This is a genomic window from Parvibaculum sp., from assembly GCF_040882025.1.
In the GTDB taxonomy this organism is placed as follows: Bacteria; Pseudomonadota; Alphaproteobacteria; order Parvibaculales; family Parvibaculaceae; genus Parvibaculum.
Window position 1 is genome coordinate 1 of the sequence record NZ_JBBECC010000109.1, and the last position, 4105, is coordinate 4105.

The 4105-nt window shown below is 64.6% G+C and carries 4 protein-coding genes; 3 read left to right on the forward strand and 1 reads right to left on the reverse strand.

Translation table 11 applies throughout. The annotated features are described in order from the left end of the window. Window positions 1-109: 109 nt before the first annotated feature. Window positions 110-1237 (forward strand): acyl-CoA dehydrogenase family protein, encoded by a 1128-nt coding sequence (locus tag WEB61_RS07910; protein ID WP_368063792.1) that lies wholly within the window; start codon window positions 110-112, stop codon window positions 1235-1237. A 31-nt stretch (window positions 1238-1268) separates the two neighbouring features. Continuing rightward, complete coding sequence (locus tag WEB61_RS07915) at window positions 1269-2498, forward strand: acyl-CoA dehydrogenase family protein (protein ID WP_368063793.1); 1230 nt, start codon at window positions 1269-1271, stop codon at window positions 2496-2498. A gap of 304 nt (window positions 2499-2802) precedes the next feature. On the opposite strand, the gene WEB61_RS07920 is transcribed toward WEB61_RS07915, so the two are convergent. Beyond that, a complete protein-coding gene (locus WEB61_RS07920; RefSeq protein ID WP_368063794.1) occupies window positions 2803-3462 on the reverse strand; it encodes a glutathione S-transferase family protein in 660 nt (219 codons plus the stop codon). Between the two features lie 101 nt (window positions 3463-3563). On the opposite strand from WEB61_RS07920, the gene WEB61_RS07925 reads away from it, so the two are divergent. Beyond that, complete coding sequence (locus tag WEB61_RS07925) at window positions 3564-4010, forward strand: MarR family winged helix-turn-helix transcriptional regulator (RefSeq protein ID WP_368063795.1); 447 nt, start codon at window positions 3564-3566, stop codon at window positions 4008-4010. The last annotated feature ends 95 nt before the right edge of the window (window positions 4011-4105 follow it).

Consider the following 4105-nt stretch of genomic DNA (forward strand, 5'->3'; position numbering starts at 1 on the left):
ACGTCAAATCTCCGCCCTTTTCATGCGCCCTCTTTGCAGTGAGAATGCGCCCAAACAAGCGCCGCCGAGTGCCGGCAGAGCGCCATGGGAGACGCCAGAAGGAGCCGATATGAATTTCGATTTTTCCGACGACCAGAAGATGCTGAAGGAGCAGGTGCGCAAGTTCCTCGCCGACAAATGCCCGATGTCGGTCACGCGCCGCGTGCTCGAAAAGGAAGAGCCCTATGCGGCCGAGGTCTGGAAGGGTCTCGTCGAGATGGGCCTGACCGGCACGGCGATCCCCGAAGAGTTCGGCGGCCTCGGTCTCGGCGCGCTGGAACTCTGCGTCATCGCCGAGGAGCTCGGCCGCGCCGCCGCGCCGGTGCCGTTCTCGTCGTCGATCTATCTGGCCGCCGAAGCGCTGCGCCTCTTCGGCACGCAAAAGCAGAAGGAAACCTGGCTGCCGAAACTCGCGTCGGGCGAGATCATCGGCACGCTCGCCGTCTCCGAAGGTACCCATGCGGCGCATCCGCGCAACATCGCCGTCAAACTCGCCGGCGGCAAGGTCACGGGCGTGAAGCAGCCGGTCGCCGATGGTGGCGCGGCCTCCGTCGCCATCGTCGCGGTCAACACCGGTGGTGCCGGTGAGCAGGCCGTCTCGCTCGCCATCGTCGACCTGAAAGCAGGCGGCGTCTCCTCCGAGCCCGTCCGCACCATCGATCCCTCGCGCCAGCACGTCACGCTGACGCTGAAGGACGCACCCGCGGAAATCCTCGGCGACAAGCAGGGCGAGGGCTGGTCGCAATTGTCGCGCATCCTCGACGGCGCGGCCGTTCTCTTCGCTTTCGAACAGGTCGGCGGCGCCGAGGCGGCGCTCGAAATGGCGCGCGACTATTCGCTGGAGCGCTACGCCTTCGGCCGCCAGATCGGCTCCTACCAGGCGATCAAGCACAAGCTGGCCGACATCTATGTGAAAAAGGAACTGGCGAAATCCAATGCCTATTTCGGCGCCATGATGCTGAACGACGAAGGCGCCGAGCTGCCGGAAGCCGCCGCCGCCTCGCGCATCGCCGGCTCCGACGCCTATGTCTTCGCCGCCCAGGAAAACGTCCAGACCCATGGCGGCATTGGCTACACATGGGAATCCGACTGCCAGTTCCACTACCGCCGCGCCAAGCTCCTCGCGCTCGCCGTCGGCGCCTCGATCCAGTGGAAGGAAAAACTCGTCTCGCGCCTTGAAGCGAAGAACGCGGCGTAAGCGGCTCAAAAAGACATTCGGGAGAACCAAAATGGATTTCAACGACACGACCGAAGAAGCCGCCTACCGCGCGCAAGTCCGCGCTTGGCTCGATAAAAACGCGACCCGCAAGGAAAACGCCAGGGACATCGCCCCGCCGAAAGACCTGAAGGAAATGATCGCCCAGTCCAAGGCCTGGCAGGCGAAAAAGGCCGATGCCGGCTACGCCTGCATCACCTGGCCGAAGGAATGGGGCGGCGGTGGCGGCACGACGATCGACAACGTCATCTACAGCCAGGAAGAATCGAAATACGCCGTCCCCGGCGGCATCTTCGCGATCGGCCTCGGCATGTGCATCCCGACCGTCATGTCATGGGGCGCCGATGAAGCCAAGGAACGTTTCGTGCGTCCCGCCGTACGCGGCGACGAAATCTGGTGCCAGCTTTTCTCCGAACCCGCCGGCGGTTCCGACGTCGCGGGGCTTCGCACCAAGGCCGAGAAGGATGGCGACGACTGGGTCATCAACGGCCAGAAGGTCTGGACGTCGGGCGCCCATTTCTGCGACTACGGCATCCTCCTGACGCGCACCGATCCGAACGTCCCGAAGCACAAGGGCCTCACCATGTTCTGGATCGACATGAAGGACCCCGCCGTCGAGGTGCGCCCCATCAAGCAGATGTCGGGCGGCGCCGAATTCAACGAGGTCTTCTTCACCAATCTGCGCGTCAAGGACAGCCAGCGTCTCGGCAAGGAGGGCGACGGCTGGAAGGTCGCGCTGACGACGCTCATGAACGAGCGCCTCGCCGTCGGCGGCAGCCAGGGCAATGCCGACACGGACGAGTTGATCGCGCTCGCCCGCAACACCGACATCGCCGGCGAGCCCGCCATCCGCCATGGCGGCGTCCGCGAGCGCATCGCCGACTGGTATGTGCAGGCGCAAGGCCTGAAGTTCACAAGGTTCCGTACACTGACGGCCCTGTCCAGGGGCGAAACGCCCGGACCGGAATCCTCGATCTCGAAGATCGTGGCGGCCAAGAAGATGCAGGACCTCGGCTCCTTCGGCATGGACCTGCAGGACATGGGCGGCGTCATTCGCGACCGCAAGATATCGCCGGAAGAGGGCGCCTATACCGAGCAGTGGATCGGCGCGGCCGGCTACCGCATCGCCGGCGGCACGGATGAAATCCTCCGCAACATCGTCGCCGAACGCGTCCTCGGCCTGCCCCAGGACATCCGCGTGGATAAAGACCTCCCCTTCAACCAGGCCCCGAAGGGGAAATAGCAACAGCGGCTCCCCCGCACCCACTGAAACAAAAGGCCGGATCGCACGATCCGGCCTTTTTTCATTCAATCGTCATTGGCGGCACAAGCAACCCGGAAATCCGCATCGGCCGCTGTTTTATGCACGCGGAGACGCGGAGGCGCGGAGAAGAGAAGAAAGAATTTCACGCGAAGACGCGAAGACGCGAAGGAAGAGAAGGTTTGTTGGCGCTTCGCGCCGGAAGAATCTTCGCGCCTTCGCGTGCAAAAATCTGTTCTTCTCCGCGCCTCCGCGTCTCCGCGTGCCAAATCCTTTCCTTCTTCCTTCAAGCCGCCGCTTCCGCCTTCTCCGCATCCGCATAAAGCGCCAGATGCGCGGCAAGCGCCCGCTGAAACGCCGGCCTTGCCTCCGCCCGCTTCACATAAGCCGCAAGCGCCGGAAACCCGGCCACGATATCCCGGTGCCGCAAATCGCGCAGCACGGTCGTCATCATCAGGTCGCCGGCCGTGAAGCGGTCTTCGAGCCATTCGCGGCCCTCGAGCCGGCCCGCAAGCTGGCCGAGCCGCCGGCGCAGGAATTCCTCCGCACCCGGACGGCGCAGCGCCGCCCATTCTTCTTCTCCGTAGAACAGGTCGAGCGCCGTCACCTGGTCGATCGACGGCTGAACGGATGTCTGCGCCGCGAACATCCATTGCATCGTCCGTGCGCGGCCTTGCGCGTCGCGCGGCATCAACGCTTCCGACTTCTCTGCGATGTGCAGCACGATCGCGCCCGACTCGAAGAGCTGAAACCCGTCTTCCTCGTAAACCGGCACCTGCCCGAAAGGCTGCACCGCGCGATAGGCGGCCGCGTTCTGGTCCTCCGGTGTCAGCACCCGTTCCTTGTAAGGCAGGCCCGCTTCCTCCAGCGCCCAGCGCACGCGCAACTCCTTGACGGAGCCCCGGGCAAAGGGCGGCACCCATTTCAATACGCTTAAGTGGATCATCGTTCCGGCTCCTTGGCGTTCAGGGGGGTCTTGCTTCATCTTGCGCGGCGGGGCCTGCGCAAAACGCTTGCTAAAAGAATTGATATCAACATAATGGAGCCATGTCAAAATCCGAATCGTCCGCCGCCGTCCCGACGCGCCACATCCACGACAACTGCCTCTGCCTGCACGCGCAGCGCGCGGCCCGCGCGCTGGCGCGCCGTTTCGACGAGGCGTTCCGTCCCTTCGGCATCACCAGCGGCCAGTTTTCGCTGCTGAATGCGATGAACCGCGAAGAGCCGCGCTCGATGGGCGAGGTCGCGGCGATCCTCGCGATGGACCGCACGACGCTGACCGCGAACCTCAAGCCGCTCGAGCGCCAGGGCCTGATGAAAAGCGCGGTCGACCCGAACGACCGCCGCAGCCGCAAGCTGGTTCTGACGGCCGCCGGAAAAAAACGCCTCCGCGCCGCCGCGCCGGTCTGGAAACGGGAACACGCCGCGCTCGAACGCGAACTCGCCGCCATCGACGCCGGCGCTCTCCGCGCCGGCCTCCGCGCCATTGCGTAAAGCGGGGCAGGCGGAGGGCGCCTGCTGAAACGCCGAACCAGCCAAAAATAAAAGTGTCACCCCGGCGAAAGCCGGGGCCCATACTGCCCACCCAA